15 protein-coding genes are annotated in these 14370 nt (G+C 52.2%); 1 reads left to right on the top strand and 14 read right to left on the bottom strand.

Translation table 11 applies throughout. The features are described from left to right. The 13 genes from QZF50_RS18970 to ilvI all read right to left on the bottom strand — a co-directional run. Positions 1-63 (bottom strand): hypothetical protein (locus QZF50_RS18970; protein WP_290388949.1); only part of this gene is annotated, 63 nt, incomplete at its 3' end. Next, complete coding sequence (gene murD / locus QZF50_RS18975) at positions 63-1379, bottom strand: UDP-N-acetylmuramoyl-L-alanine--D-glutamate ligase (protein ID WP_000796467.1); 1317 nt, start codon at positions 1377-1379, stop codon at positions 63-65. The genes murD and QZF50_RS18970, both read right to left, overlap by 1 nt. 2 nt (positions 1380-1381) lie before the next feature. Then, positions 1382-2464: a phospho-N-acetylmuramoyl-pentapeptide-transferase gene (gene mraY / locus QZF50_RS18980; protein WP_000964131.1), complete on the bottom strand. Its 1083-nt coding sequence runs from the start codon at positions 2462-2464 to the stop codon at positions 1382-1384. Beyond that, entirely contained in the window at positions 2458-3816 is a 1359-nt protein-coding gene (murF, locus tag QZF50_RS18985) for a UDP-N-acetylmuramoyl-tripeptide--D-alanyl-D-alanine ligase (protein ID WP_000626688.1), read from the bottom strand. The genes mraY and murF overlap by 7 nt, the downstream gene beginning before the upstream one ends. After that, entirely contained in the window at positions 3813-5300 is a 1488-nt protein-coding gene (gene murE, locus QZF50_RS18990) for a UDP-N-acetylmuramoyl-L-alanyl-D-glutamate--2,6-diaminopimelate ligase (RefSeq protein WP_000785141.1), read from the bottom strand. The genes murF and murE overlap by 4 nt, the downstream gene beginning before the upstream one ends. Further along, entirely contained in the window at positions 5287-7053 is a 1767-nt protein-coding gene (gene ftsI, locus QZF50_RS18995; protein WP_000642196.1) for a peptidoglycan glycosyltransferase FtsI, read from the bottom strand. The genes murE and ftsI overlap by 14 nt, the downstream gene beginning before the upstream one ends. Positions 7054-7068: 15 nt before the next feature. Continuing rightward, positions 7069-7434, bottom strand: a complete 366-nt coding sequence (gene ftsL / locus QZF50_RS19000) for a cell division protein FtsL (RefSeq protein ID WP_000625658.1) — start codon at positions 7432-7434, stop codon at positions 7069-7071. Further along, complete coding sequence (gene rsmH / locus QZF50_RS19005; RefSeq protein WP_000970479.1) at positions 7431-8372, bottom strand: 16S rRNA (cytosine(1402)-N(4))-methyltransferase RsmH; 942 nt, start codon at positions 8370-8372, stop codon at positions 7431-7433. Before rsmH ends, ftsL begins: the two co-directional genes overlap by 4 nt. A 1-nt stretch (position 8373) precedes the next feature. Then, entirely contained in the window at positions 8374-8832 is a 459-nt protein-coding gene (gene mraZ, locus QZF50_RS19010) for a division/cell wall cluster transcriptional repressor MraZ (RefSeq protein ID WP_001295770.1), read from the bottom strand. 601 nt (positions 8833-9433) lie between these two features. Next, positions 9434-10438: a catabolite repressor/activator gene (cra, locus tag QZF50_RS19015; RefSeq protein WP_000762401.1), complete on the bottom strand. Its 1005-nt coding sequence runs from the start codon at positions 10436-10438 to the stop codon at positions 9434-9436. An 81-nt stretch (positions 10439-10519) separates the two neighbouring features. Further along, on the bottom strand, positions 10520-10606 hold the full coding sequence (locus QZF50_RS19020; RefSeq protein ID WP_001303787.1) for a fruR/shl operon leader peptide: 87 nt from the start codon (positions 10604-10606) through the stop codon (positions 10520-10522). An 11-nt stretch (positions 10607-10617) separates the two neighbouring features. Further along, on the bottom strand, positions 10618-11109 hold the full coding sequence (gene ilvN, locus QZF50_RS19025; protein WP_001252744.1) for an acetolactate synthase small subunit: 492 nt from the start codon (positions 11107-11109) through the stop codon (positions 10618-10620). A 2-nt stretch (positions 11110-11111) separates the two neighbouring features. Next, complete coding sequence (gene ilvI / locus QZF50_RS19030; protein ID WP_000425668.1) at positions 11112-12836, bottom strand: acetolactate synthase 3 large subunit; 1725 nt, start codon at positions 12834-12836, stop codon at positions 11112-11114. Positions 12837-12954: 118 nt separating this feature from the next. Between ilvI and QZF50_RS19035 the strand changes: the two genes are divergently transcribed. After that, positions 12955-12999, top strand: coding sequence for a hypothetical protein (locus QZF50_RS19035; protein ID WP_128566915.1), 45 nt, complete (start codon positions 12955-12957; stop codon positions 12997-12999). A 154-nt stretch (positions 13000-13153) separates the two neighbouring features. Here QZF50_RS19035 and leuO read toward each other — a convergent pair whose 3' ends face one another. Further along, a complete protein-coding gene (gene leuO / locus QZF50_RS19040; protein WP_001297362.1) occupies positions 13154-14098 on the bottom strand; it encodes a transcriptional regulator LeuO in 945 nt (314 codons plus the stop codon). Positions 14099-14370: the final 272 nt, after the last annotated feature.

Genomic DNA, 14370 nt, shown 5'->3' on the forward strand with positions numbered 1-14370 from the left:
CCAGACCAGGATACTGAATCCTGGCAGGCGCGGCATTTTCAGGCGAGGGAGAGATAAACGCATCAACCTAACTCCTTCGCCAGACGGGCAAACTCATTGCCTCGTTGTTCAAAGTTCTTGAACTGATCAAGGCTGGCACAGGCCGGGGAGAGCAGAACCATATCGCCCGGCTGAACACGCGGAGCCAGCAAGCGCATCGCTTGTTCCATGGTTTCGGTTTGTTCTGCCACTTCCGGGCGTAGCGCCGCCAGCTGCGCACCGTCACGACCAAAACAGTACAAACGCACGTTGTCGCCATTCAGATAGCGCGCCAGTGGACTGAAGTCCGCCGATTTACCATCGCCGCCCAGCAACAAATGCAGCGTGCCGTCTACCTGCAAGCCATTCAACGCCGCTTCCGTACTGCCGACGTTAGTGGCTTTCGAATCGTTAATCCAGCGTACGCCATTGTGCTCCAGCACCACTTCAAAGCGATGCGGCAGACCGGCGAAGGTGGTTAACGCTTTCAGGCTGCTGGCGCGCGGCAAACCAGCTGCGTCTGCCAGTGCCAGTGCTGCCAGCGCATTGGTGTAGTTATGCTGCCCGGAAAGTTTCATCTCTTTCACGTTCAGCACTTTCTCGCCTTTCACTCGCAGCCAGGTTTCTCCCTGCTGATGATTCAGGTGATAGTCACCCATGTTGACGCCAAAGCTGACGCAGCGTTCATCAGCACCGCGAATCGGCATTGTTAAGGCATCATCAGCATTGACGACACAAACTTTCGCATTTTCGTAAATACGCAATTTTGCCGCACGGTATTGCTGCAAACCAAACGGATAGCGGTCCATATGATCTTCAGTCACGTTCAGAATGGTCGCCGCCACCGCCTGTAAGCTGGAAGTGGTTTCCAGCTGGAAGCTCGACAGTTCCAGCACGTACAGTTCGCACTCAGCATCAAGCAGCATCAACGCTGGCAGGCCAATATTGCCACCCACACCAACGTTAACCCCCGCCGCTTTCGCCATTTCACCCACTAGCGTGGTGACCGTGCTTTTGCCGTTAGAACCGGTAATCGCCACAATCGGTGCTTGTGCTTCGCGGCAGAACAGCTCGATATCGCCAACGATTTCGATTCCGGCATCAGCGGCAGCGCTTAAGGATGGATGCGCCAGTGCAATACCGGGACTGGCGACAATCAGATCTGCCGCCATCAGCCATTCATCATTCAGACTGCCCGTGTGGCGTTCTACGGCTTCGGGTAATTTATCCAGGCCAGGCGGTGTCATACGCGTATCCATAACGCGCGGCGTCACACCGCGAGCGAGGAAAAAGTCCACGCAGGAAAGCCCAGTGAGGCCCAGGCCGATAATGACGACATTTTTACCCTGATAATCAGCCATGATTAACGTACCTTCAGCGTTGCCAGACCAATCAGAACCAGCATCAGCGAAATAATCCAGAAACGCACAATGACGCGCGGTTCCGGCCAGCCTTTCAGTTCATAGTGGTGATGAATCGGTGCCATGCGGAAAATACGTTGTCCGCGCAGTTTAAAGGAGCCGACCTGCAGGATGACAGAAAGCGTTTCTACCACGAACACGCCCCCCATAATCACCAGCAGGAATTCCTGACGTAGCAGTACGGCGATAATGCCTAACGCACCACCTAACGCCAACGAACCTACATCGCCCATAAAGACCTGCGCCGGATAGGTGTTAAACCACAGGAAGCCCAGTCCTGCCCCGACTATCGCCGTGCAGACAATGACCAGTTCCCCTGCGTGTCGCAGATACGGTATATGCAAGTAGCTGGCAAAGTTCATATTGCCGGTCGCCCACGCCACCAGCGCAAAACCACCGGCGACAAATACGGTCGGCATAATTGCCAGGCCGTCGAGACCATCGGTCAGGTTTACCGCGTTGCCAGTACCCACAATGACGAAGTAAGCCAGCAGAATGTAGAACAGCCCCAGCTGCGGCATCACATCTTTAAAGAATGGGACCACCAGCTGCGTTGCGGGCGTGTCTTTGCCGGCAAGGTACAGGGCGAAGGCGACACCCAGCGCAATGACCGACATCCAGAAATACTTCCAACGAGCGATCAACCCTTTGGTGTCTTTACGCACCACTTTGCGATAATCATCAACAAAGCCAATAACACCGTAACCTACCAGCACCACCAACACGCACCAGACGTACGGATTGGACGGGTAAGCCCACAGCAGTACGGAGATCACTATCGCCGTCAGGATCATAATCCCGCCCATGGTCGGCGTACCGCGCTTGCTGAAGTGTGATTCAGGACCGTCGTTACGCACCACCTGACCAAAGGAAAGTTTTTGCAAATGAGCAATCATACGCGGGCCCATCCACAATGAGATGAACAGCGCGGTCAGCAGGCTGACGATGGCGCGAAACGTCAGATAGGAAAAGACGTTAAAGCCGGAATAATATTTGACCAAATGTTCGGCCAGCCAAACTAACATGTCCCATTCTCCTGTAAAGCGCGTACTACCTCTTCCATGGCGGCACTACGTGAACCCTTAACTAAAATCGTAATTACCTGTTGCTCAGCAATCAGTGATTTAAGACGCGTAATTAACGCAGTTTTATCAGCAAAATGTTCGCCAACGCCGCTGGCGGTGCTGATAGCATGGCTTTGTTTACCCACGCTTAACACGCGGTCAATACCAGCAGCTTTTGCCGCCTCGCCCACCTGTACATGGCAGGCTTCGCTTTCAGCGCCCAGTTCCGCCATATCGCCCACCACCAGCACGCGGTAGCCCGGCATTTCAGCCAGTACCTGAACAGCGGCGGTCATTGAACCGACATTGGCGTTGTAGGAGTCGTCGAGCAGCAACTGGTTTTCTGCCAGTTGGATGGGGAACAGACGGCCTGGAACAGCTTTCAGATTTGCCAGCCCCGCTTTGATAGCATCAAGCGTTGCGCCCACGGACATGGAGAGCGCAGCGGCTGCCAGCGCATTCGCAATATTGTGACGCCCCGGCAACGGCAGCAGAACATCGACGCTACCGGTTGGGGTTTGTAGGGTAAATTCCGTACCGTGCGAGGTCACATGGATATTGGTGGCGGTGAAATCGCTGTTGGCGGCATTGGGTGAGAAACGCCACACTTTGCGTGAGCCAATTACGCTCTGCCAGTTCAGCCAGTCGTTGTTGTCGGCGTTCATAATGGCGATACCGTTTTCCGGCAGGCCGCTAAAGATTTCACCTTTCGCTTTCGCGACACCCGCAAGCGAGCCAAAACCTTCCAGATGCGCCGCTGCCAGGTTGTTGACCAGCGCAGCTTCCGGGCGAGTCAGACTCACAGTCCAGGCTATTTCGCCCTGATGGTTCGCGCCAAGTTCAATAACTGCGTAATCGTATTCCGGCGTTAAGCGCAACAGCGTCATCGGTACACCGATGTCGTTGTTGAGATTGCCTGCCGTATAAAGCGTGTTGCCGCACTGGCTTAAAATCGCCGCCGTCATCTCTTTAACGGAGGTTTTGCCGGAGGACCCCGTCAGAGCAACCACGCGCGCCGGAACTTGCTGGCGAACCCATGCAGCCAGTTCACCAAACGCCAGACGCGTATCCTTGACGATTAACTGCGGCAGGTCGATGTCCAGCGGACGGCTAACCAGTAGTGCGCCTGCGCCGCCAGCTTTCGCCTGGTCGGCAAAATCGTGGGCATCAAAACGTTCGCCTTTCAGGGCAACAAACAGGCAGCCCGGCGTCAGTTTTCGGGTATCAGTGGTTACAGCATCAAGGGTGATATCTGCACCTTGCAGTTCACCGTTGAGAATGTCGGTAAGTTGGCTAAGGGTTACGCTAATCATGCAATCACCCCCAGCAGACGCGCCACCGTGACGCGATCGGAGTAGTCCAGACGCTGATTGCCAACAATCTGGTAATCTTCATGGCCTTTGCCCGCGACCAGTACCACATCATTCTCTTTAGCCTGCATAACGGCGCAAGTCACCGCTTCAGCACGGCCTTCCATCACTTTGGCATGTCCGGCATCTAACATTCCCGCCAGAATATCGTTGATGATGGCACGCGGTTCTTCGGTACGCGGGTTATCGTCCGTCACCACCGCCACGTCAGCAAACTCTTCGGCAATTGCGCCCATCAGTGGACGCTTACCTTTATCGCGATCGCCACCACAGCCAAAGACGCACCACAGCTTGCCCGCACAGTGCAGGCGCGCCGCCTGTAAGGCTTTTTCCAGTGCATCCGGCGTATGCGCGTAATCCACCACCACCGTCGGTTTGCCTGGCGCAGTGAACACTTCCATACGTCCGCAAACCGGTTGCAGACGCGCGGCGGTTTTCAGCAGATCAGCCAGTGGATAGCCGAGTGCCAGCAGTGTCGCCAGCGCGAGCAGCAGGTTGCTGACGTTAAAAGCGCCCATCAGATGGCTTTCAATTTCGCCATCGCCCCAACTTGAGCTAAAGCGAATCGTCGCACCGCTGTCGTGATAGTTCACGTCGATCGCTTTTAACCAGCGTCCGTGACAGTTCGGATTGATATGATCTTCCATTGATACCGCAACCGCGTCCGGCAGTTTTGCCAGCCAGCGGCGGCCCACTTCATCGTCGGCGTTAATAATCGCCTGACCGCAATGATGTTCAGAATAAAGCAGCCATTTCGCAGCTTCGTAGTGTTCCATATCACCATGATAATCAAGGTGATCGCGGCTTAAGTTGGTAAAGACCGACGCCGCAAATTTCAATGCCGCCACACGGTGCTGTACCAGCCCGTGGGAGGAAACTTCCATTGCGCAAAACGTCGCGCCCTGCTCCACCAGCCCCGCCAGCTCATGCTGAACATCGACTGCCGAACCGGTAGTATTTTCTGTCGGGATCACTTTCCCAAGCAGACCGTTACCAACGGTGCCCATTACCGCGCTGGTTTCGCCAAGCAGTTGGCTCCACTGCGCCAGCAGCTGGGTAGTCGTGGTTTTGCCGTTGGTGCCCGTTACGCCTACGAGACGTAAATTGTCAGAGGGTTCATGGTAAAAGCGGCCCGCCAGTGCAGATAAACGCTCGTTGAGCTGGCTGAGATAGATGACCGGTACGCCGTGCATTTCACGGATTTCACCATCGGTCGCCTCATCTTTCGCCTCTGCAATAATGGCAGCCACACCTTGCGCTATCGCCTGCGGGATATATCGACGCCCGTCCGCCTGATGACCTACTACAGCTACAAAGAGATCGCCCGCCGCAGCCACACGGCTGTCGAGTGTCATCTCTCGCAGTGCTCGCGAAGGTGCGTCTGGCACCCACGGAGCAAGAAGGTCGCGCAAATTACGATCTGCCACCTGTCCCCTCGCCTTGATTAATCACAAATTCATTTTTATCGCCCGTTGTCAGCGCATCCGGCTCGATGTTCATGGTACGCAATACGCCGCCCATGATGGCACCAAAGACCGGCGCGGAAACGGCGCCGCCGTAGTATTTACCCGCCTGCGGATCGTTGATAACAACAACCAGCGCGAAGCGCGGCTGACTCGCAGGCGCAACGCCTGCGGTATAAGCAATATATTTATTGATGTAGCGACCGTCCGGCCCGACCTTTTTCGCGGTACCGGTTTTAATGGCGATACGATAGCCTTTAATCGCCGCTTTCACGCCGCCGCCGCCTGGTAGCGCCACGCTTTCCATCATATGCACCACGGTGCGAACAATGGATTCCGGGAAGACACGTTCACCGGGAACCGGGGGGTCAACTTTGGTAATCGACAGTGGGCGATAAATGCCGTAGCTGCCGATAGTTGCGTAGACTCGCGCTAACTGTAACGGTGTTACCATTAGCCCGTAGCCGAAAGAGAAGGTGGCCCTCTCTATGTCAGACCACCGTTGTTTTTGAGGATATAAGCCACTGCGTTCTCCGACCAACCCCAAATTGGTCGCTTTTCCCAGTCCAAAACGTGAGTAAGTATCTACTAACGCTGAGGACGGCATCGCTAACGCCAGCTTGGAAACACCGACGTTACTCGACTTCTGTAATACCCCGGTCAGGGTTAATTCGCTGTAGCGTGCCACGTCTTTGATTTCGTGGCCGTTAATTCGATAAGGAATGGTATTGAGTACCGAGTTTTCCCGCACCACGCCACGTTGCAACGCGGTCATTACCACCATCGGTTTAACCGTTGAGCCCGGTTCAAACACGTCGGTGATGGTACGGTTACGCATCGCCTCTTTCGGCGTGCCGCTCAGATTGTTAGGGTTGTATGACGGGCTGTTAGCCATCGCCAGCACTTCACCGGTGTTGACATCCACCAGCACGGCGCTACCGGATTCAGCCTTGTTAAAGGCCACCGCGTTGTTCAGTTCGCGATAAACCAGCGCCTGCAAGCGTTCATCAATACTCAACGCCAGGTTGTGCGCTGCCTGGCTGTCAGTAGAAGAAATATCTTCAATTACGCGACCATAGCGGTCTTTACGCACAATGCGCTCACCCGGCTGCCCGGTAAGCCATTTATCGAAACTCTTCTCAACGCCCTCAATCCCCTGACTATCGACGTTAGTAAAGCCGATGAGGTGAGCAGTCACTTCGCCGGATGGATAATAACGGCGAGATTCTTCACGCAGATGAATCCCCGGCAGTTTCAGTTTTTTGATGTAGTCCGCCATGTCAGGGTTTACCTGACGCGCCAGATAAATAAAGCGCCCTTTCGGGTTGGCGTTAATGCGGGCAGAAAGCTGATCCAGCGGAATATTGAGCGCGTTAGCCAGCGCCTTCCAGCGGTCACCGACGCTGATACCGCCAGCGTCATGCACTTCTTTCGGGTCAGCCCAAATCGCTTTTACCGGCACGCTCACCGCTAACGGGCGACCAGAACGGTCAGTAATCATGCCGCGGGAGGTGGAAACTTGCTGAACGCGAAGAGAACGCATGTCGCCCTCTTTCACCAGCATATCCGGGGAGATAACTTGTAACCACGCTACGCGTCCGAGCAGAAAAGCCAGCGCCAGGAGAATACAGCCGCATAACAACGCAAAACGCCAACTAATAAAGTTGGCATGTTCTTCCTGACGTTTTGGTTTCTGCGTTTTCGCCGCTGCTTTCATGCGTCGCGTTTATCCTTATTTTTGCACTACGATATTTTCTTGTGACGGATCAACATGCTGCATTTGCAGCTTTTCCGTGGCGATCCTTTCCACCCGGCTATGGTCGCCGAGCGCATTCTCTTCAAGGATCAGGTTGCGCCATTCAATGTCTAAAGCATCTCGCTCCAGCACCAGTTGTTCGCGCTGAGCGGTCAGTAAACGGGTATGGTGCGCCGTGGTTACCACGGTCACCGCCGTCAAAATAATGCAAATGAACAGGCAGAGTGGCAGCTTCCCAAATCGCAAAAGATCGTCACCGATAACACCAGGCAATGCATGGCGCTCGTGGCTTCCCATCGATCCTTTAACTTTGCTTAGAGCTTCTGTCACTCTGCTGATCATGCGTTCGTCCTCTCTGCAATACGCAGAACTGAACTACGGGCACGGGGGTTCTCAGCCACCTCTTCTTCGCCCGGCATTAACTTGCCTAGTGCTCGCAGCTGACGGCCACCCAGTTTTTTGAGCTGCTCTTCAGTCATCGGTAACCCTGCCGGAACTTGCGGACCGCGGCTGTTTTCACGCATAAAACGTTTCACAATACGGTCTTCCAGCGAGTGGAAGCTGATGATCGAAAGCCGCCCACCCGGGGCCAGCACGTTGAGCGAGCTTTTTAGCGCCTGCTCTATCTCCTCCAGTTCACTGTTTACCCAAATGCGCACCGCCTGGAAGGTACGGGTCGCGGGATGTTTAAACTTATCTTTCACCGGCGTTGCAGCAGCCACGACTTCCGCCAGTTCTTTGGTGCGGGTCATCGGCTGTTCGCGGTTACGCTCGACAATGGCGCGGGCAATGCGTTTGGCAAAACGCTCTTCACCATAGGTTTTCAATACCCAGGCGATATCGGCTTCTTCTGCGGTTTGTAGCCATTCAGCGGCTGACTGCCCACGGGTTGGGTCCATACGCATGTCCAGCGGACCATCGCGCATAAAGGAAAAGCCGCGTTCAGCATCATCAAGTTGCGGTGAAGAGACACCAAGATCGAGGAGAATGCCGTCGATCTTGCCGATAAGATCGCGCTCGGCAACGTATTCGCCCAGCGCGGAAAAAGGTCCGTGGATGATGGAGAAGCGCGGATCATCAATAGTCTTCGCAACGGCGATAGCCTGCGGGTCGCGATCGATCGCCAGCAAACGCCCCTCTTCGCCAAGCTGCGAGAGGATCAGACGTGAGTGACCACCGCGACCAAAAGTCCCATCAATGTAGATGCCATCAGGACGGATATTGAGGCCATTAACGGCTTCATCCAGCAGCACCGTAGTATGTTTATAGTTTTCCATCATTTTATAGAGACAAGTCCTGCAGTCGCTCCGATAAGTCTCCGGTAGCCAACTGCTCTGCGTCGATATCTTCCTTGACCTGTTGATGCCAGGTTGTTTCATCCCACAGCTCAAACTTGTTGAACTGTCCAACCAACATCACTTCTTTTGTCAGCCCGGCATGTTGCCGCAGTACTGGCGCGATTAACAATCGACCTGCGCCATCCATCTGACATTCGCTGGCATGACCTAACAGTAGGCGCTGCACACGGCGCTCAACCGGGTTCATGCTCGACAGACGCGATAATTTTTGCTCGATAATTTCCCATTCAGGCAGGGGGTAAAGCAGCAGGCACGGGTGATGAATGTCAATGGTGCAAACCATTTGACCGGCAGCGTTCTCAAGCAGCTGTTCCCGATAACGGGTAGGCACTGATAAGCGCCCTTTGCTGTCGAGATTGACTAACGTTGCTCCCCGGAACATGCCAGCCTCACCCCTTATTCCCACTTTGCCCCACAATTTCCCACTGAAAGGAGTTTACGGAGCGGAGGAAAAGCTTGTCAAGCCAGTCACAAGGCATACCGAGGTAAAAAACCCGATGTTTACGGCTAATATCAGCGTTGTTTATTTTACGTCCAACGTTCGAAGCAAATTAACGTTATGAATAGCTGTAAGAAAAAAACCCTCATCGTCATCACCGTTTTAAAATGACTCACTATTTTCCACAGCAAATATAAAGTGTCAGTTTGCGACGCGAGCGGCATTTTAGGACATATCTTCCCCGGTTAACAGTCCCTGTTGCGTCTGTGTGGCGCTTGATGCCAGCGGGTTTGCGCAAAAGCAAAGAAAAGTGCTTGTTAAATCGGCAATTCATCTCTGCATGTAACAAAATAATGCAAAAACGCGCTGTCGATATCACTTAATTATTGTGAATTTCAGCTGGTGAGTTAATTAACGGGCGGGTTTAAAAGCATTTATCAATAATAGTCAGGAATAGTCTTATTTACTTTAAGGATATTGATGTCCAGTCCCGTACTCTACGCGCCAGAGTGAAATTCACCTGGCGCGTATTTTTGTTCGCAGCTTAGCTACGGCTGAGCACGCCGCGGCGATAGAGATTACGTTTAATGCGCGTTAAACCAGGTTTTGGCTTACGTGGTTCGTCCAGGCTTGCCAGGACAATCTCCAGCACACGCTCTGCGACATCGCGGTGACGTTGAGCCACTGCCAGCACTGGGCACTGTAAGAAGTCGAGCAGTTCATTATCGCCAAAGGTGGCAATTGCCAGGTCAGAAGGCAGTTTGCCGTCGCGACGCAGCGTGACATCCATTACTCCTTGCAACAACGCAAACGACGTTGTGAACAGCGCCTGCGGCATCGGATGCGTTTCCAGCCATTTTTCGAATAACTGGGCAGCCGCCTCCCGCTCATAGCTGTTGGCATACAGAAAATGCACTTCGCGCGGATCATCTTTCCAGGCAGTACGGAAACCTTGTTCACGCAGGAAGCTGACAGAAAGCTCCGGCAGCGCGCCAAGATAAAGCACCGTCTCGGCGGGAAACTTACGTAACTCTTCCGCCAGCATTTCGGCATCATCCTGATCGGCACCAACCACGCTGGTAAAGTGTTCACGATCGAGGGCGCGGTCCAGCGCGACAATCGGGAACGGGTCGTTAGCCCAGCGTTGATAAAAAGGATGCTCAGGAGGCAACGACGTCGAAACAATAATGGCATCGACCTGACGCTGTAAAAGGTGCTCAATACAGCGCATTTCGTTGTCTGGCTGATCTTCTGAGCAGGCAATCAGCAGTTGATAACCCCGTTGCCGCGCCTGGCGTTCAAGATAGTTAGCGATGCGGGTATAGCTGGTGTTCTCCAGATCGGGGATCACAAGACCAATAGAACGTGTGCGTCCAGCACGAAGCCCAGCTGCCACGGCGTTCGGGTGGTAATTGTGCTCACGCACCACAGCCATGACTTTTTCAACGGTTTTGTCGCTCACACGGTATTGCTTCGCTTTGCCGTTAATAACATAGCTTGCAGTGGTCCGCGACACTCCCGCCAGCCGAGCGATTTCATCCAGTTTCACAATTGCCCCTTGCGTAAAATGTAAAAACCATAGCCATTGTACTGGTATGGGTTAAATTCATTAACATCTAAGCGCAGAAAATTAACTGCGGCAACTGCTTTTATTCCAGGTTCCCACTGATTTCGCAAAAAAAGCCCAACGTGACATGTTGGGCTGCAAATTGCGCACTGAGATCATTCTCAACGCATTATTTTATCGCCGCGCGAAAGTCCGACCACACCAGAGCGAGCAACTTCCACAATTTTCGCCACATCGCGAATCGATGCTAAAAATGCATCAAGCTTATCGCTGGTGCCTGCTAATTGAACGGTATAAAGCGAGGGGGTGACATCGATAATTTGCCCACGGAATATTTCCGTATTACGTTTCACTTCGTCACGCCCGTAACCGCTGGCCTGAATTTTCACCAGCATGATTTCCCGCTCAACATGCGCGCCCTGCCCCAACTCACTCACGCGCAAGACATCGACCAGCTTGTGTAATTGCTTTTCGATCTGCTCAAGCACTTTTTCATCGCCCACGGTCTGGATGGTCATACGCGATAATGTCGGATCGTCGGTTGGCGCAACGGTCAGGCTTTCAATGTTGTAGCCACGCTGGGAAAAAAGGCCAATCACGCGGGATAACGCGCCTGATTCATTTTCGAGTAAGACTGATAATATCCGGCGCATAATCAGGTTCTCTCCGTTTTGCTTAACCACATTTCATCCATTCCGCCCCCGCGAATCTGCATCGGGTAGACGTGCTCACTGCCATCGACGGTAACATCAACAAACACCAGGCGATTATTGCGCACCTGTTCCAGCGCCTCGCTAAGTTTGCTTTCCAGCTCATGCGGATGAGAGATCTGGATCCCGACGTGACCATAGGCTTCCGCCAGACGGACGAAATCGGGTAGTGATTGCATATAAGATTGTGAATGACGGCCGGAATAGATCATGTCCTGCCACTGTTTCACCATCCCCAGATAGCGGTTATTGAGATTCACCACCAGTACCGGCAACTCGTATTGCAACGCGGTAGACAGTTCCTGGATGTTCATCTGAATACTGCCGTCGCCAGTGACGCAAACCACGGTTTCTTCTGGCAACGCCATTTTGACGCCCAGTGCCGCAGGTAAACCAAAACCCATCGTGCCGAGGCCACCGGAATTGATCCAGCGACGCGGTTTGTCGAATGGATAATAAAGTGCAGCAAACATCTGGTGCTGCCCGACATCGGACGTCACGTAAGCGTCTCCCTTCGTCAACCGCCAAAGAGTCTCGATCACCGCCTGCGGTTTAATCTTTTCACTGTGAGTGTCATATTTCAGGCACTGACGAGCGCGCCACTGTTCAATCTGCTGCCACCAGTCGCGGATCTCATCCAGCGGTTGATGGGCGGATTCTTGCGACAGGAGTTCAAGCATTTGTTCGAGGACCTGGCGAGCATCCCCCACAATCGGGATATCAGCAGTCACGGTTTTAGAAATGGAAGTAGGATCAATATCGATATGCAGAACAGTGGCATTTGGGCAGTACTTTGCCAGATTATTCGTCGTTCGGTCATCAAATCTTACCCCGACGGCGAAAATCACATCCGCGTTATGCATCGTCATATTGGCTTCGTAGGTGCCGTGCATTCCCAGCATGCCCAGCGCCTGACGATGCGTTGCCGGAAATGCCCCCAGGCCCATCAATGAGGAAACAACGGGCAGATTCAACGCCTCCACCGTTTCTTTCAACTGCTGATGGCAGCCCGCCGTGATTGCCCCACCGCCTACGTAGACAACCGGTTTTTTTGCCGCCACCAGCGTTTGCAGAGCACGCTTAATTTGCCCTTTATGTCCGGTAGTAGTGGGATTGTAAGAACGCATACTAACCGACTCCGGCCAGACATAGGGTAATTTGTTCGCCGGATTAAGAATATCTTTCGGTAAATCAACGACTACTGGTCCAGGACGACCACTTGCCGCCAGCCAGAAAGCCTTTTTCAGCACCTGCGGAATGTCTTCCGTTTGCTTAACCAGAAAACTGTGTTTAACCACCGGTCGCGAAATCCCCACCATGTCGCACTCCTGAAAGGCATCGTAACCTATCAACGAGGTCGCTACCTGCCCGGAAAGGACAACTAATGGAATGGAATCCATATAAGCGGTGGCGATGCCGGTAATCGCATTGGTCGCCCCTGGACCCGACGTTACCAGCACGACGCCGACTTCCCCGGTCGCACGCGCCAGGCCATCGGCCATATGCACCGCCGCCTGCTCATGACGAACTAATACATGATCAATACCACCCACGGTATGCAATGCATCGTAAATATCAAGGACTGCGCCTCCGGGATAACCGAATACTTGTTTAACGCCCTGATCGATAAGCGATCGGACGACCATCTCGGCTCCAGACAACATCTCCATGGCCTGCCTCACTGTTTGACGGAAAAAATGTGTAAAACACATTAACCGTCCGATCTTGCTTAAGCAATTGGCAGCCAGAGACATAAACGCAGGGTAATAAGAATAAACAGGAGGAAAGGTGAAAAGAAACGATAAAATCCTCCATTACGAAGGATTAAATTGATAATAAATCGGCTGAATCCCACAACTTACAGCAATTTCTCTATTTTTTTAATTAATCCTAAAACAGAGAGCCCACACATTCAGAATAAAATTCTACATTCAATAAAAAATACAGAATAAACCAGACATTCATGCCTGACCTATTCTGCATTCAGTTAGCGTTTGCAAATTGAGACTAATTGCTCTTCCATCCACTGATGGCCTTTATCGCGCCCGGCAGCTTCATGCCAGGAGAGATAACAGGTTCTGCTATTTTGTTTTAACGGCAGCGGTAATACCTGTAATTCTAAGGATTCAGCGAACTCTTCAGCCAGCCAACGCGGCGCAATAGCGACCAAATGCGTTTGCGACACCACGCTAAGTACGCTCATCATTGCCATGCCCTGATACGCGATACTGGCTTGCTTATCTACCGTGTCATACCAAGGTTGACTAAATGACGCGAAACGATCGAGCGAAACCGCCGCATGTTGTTCGTTATAAACATCATGTTTCAGTAACGGGCCCTTAATTGTTGGATGATTTTTGCTGGCTACCAGCACCATTTCATCTTTAAATAATGGCACGCTGGTAAATTCAGGACGATGGAAGTCTTCATAACTAATCACAAACTCCGTTTCCTGATAACGCAGCTGATGTTCAGTGTTCTGATTTAATGAAGACTTGAACATAACATGTATATTTGGCGCAATCTGCTCAATGTGATTATAAATCTGCGAGGTCAGAATGCTGTCTAACGGGCTGCAAACACAAAGATGAAATACACGTTCACTGCTCGCGGGTTCAAAACCTGAACCAGGCAATTCATTTTGTACTAGTTGCAATGCCTGACGAACTGAGCCAAAAAGTTGAAATGCGCGAGCAGTCGGTTGAATACCACGGCCATAACGAACAAAAAGCTCGTCATTAAACATCACCTTCAGGCGTGCAACAGCGTTACTGACCGCAGGTTGCGACATACCCAGAACATGAGCGGCACGGGTAATGTTTTGCTCCTGCATCACGGCATCGAAAACGGTTAATAAGTTGAGATCGACCATGCGTAGCTGTGGCTTGCTTAACTCCGCCGTCTCTGAATGATCTGTTTGTACCTCTGGCATACTTAACTCCACTGTCACACTTAACTCCCTTTCCCTTATTGGAATGCAGAGAAATAATCCTGAAGAATATGATTTATCATGCATATAAAATAAGAAAAAGCAAAATGAGTAAAATTCGGAAAACATAAAGATACGGGTTCTGATAAAAACAGAATCCATTGCCGTGGAATGAGTCATTTACCACAGCATAATAATCCATAATGTTTTTGTTGCGAAAACAATCTAATCATAACTACCGCGAATACTCAATCATCTACAAAATGGATTAAATG

The organism is uncultured Escherichia sp., assembly GCF_948475835.1.
In the GTDB taxonomy this organism is placed as follows: Bacteria; Pseudomonadota; Gammaproteobacteria; order Enterobacterales; family Enterobacteriaceae; genus ECMA0423.